Origin of the sequence: Mesorhizobium caraganae (assembly GCF_016836705.1) — a bacterium.
In the GTDB taxonomy this organism is placed as follows: Bacteria; Pseudomonadota; Alphaproteobacteria; order Rhizobiales; family Rhizobiaceae; genus Mesorhizobium; species Mesorhizobium caraganae.
Map to the genome: position 1 here is coordinate 1 of NZ_JAFCGY010000121.1, position 485 is coordinate 485.

At 71.3% G+C, this 485-nt stretch carries 1 protein-coding gene; it reads left to right on the forward strand.

Features of this window, described 5'->3' with window-relative positions:
- Window positions 1-301: 301 nt before the first annotated feature.
- A partial coding sequence (locus tag JQK88_RS35560) for a hypothetical protein (RefSeq protein WP_203281253.1) occupies window positions 302-485 on the forward strand: 184 nt, incomplete at its 3' end.

Consider the following 485-nt stretch of genomic DNA (forward strand, 5'->3'; position numbering starts at 1 on the left):
GGGGGAGTGGGGGCAGGCAGGCGTGGCGGATCGTAGCCGGTCCGCGCCTTTGCCGGTGTGCGCATCTGTAACACGTTGCGGCGTCTGCGCGGTGTCGGTTTGGCGGATTGGCTGGCCGGTCCTGGTTTGCAAATGAGAACTATTGCCAACTAGACTGAGCGGGACCGGCGCGCCCGGGGCGGGCGATCCCGCCCGGCCGCGCCACCCGATCCGATCCACGGCTGTCCCTTGCTCCGTGCCCGTTCCAGACGTTCCGGCTCCCGGCAGGACGCCGCCGGCCGTTCTCACCGCCCAAGCCGCCATGACGCAAAGCTCCGCCCCCACGGCCGTCGCGACCGCCGGCCCCGATCCGCGCGCATCGGCACGCAAGCCGCGCGCGGCGCTGTCGTGGCGCTATCGCGGCGAAGTCGCGGCGCGCGCGTTCGCGGCGATCGTGATCGGCTATTTCGTCGCCTACGGGTTCGCCGCGTTCTTCAGCATGGCGT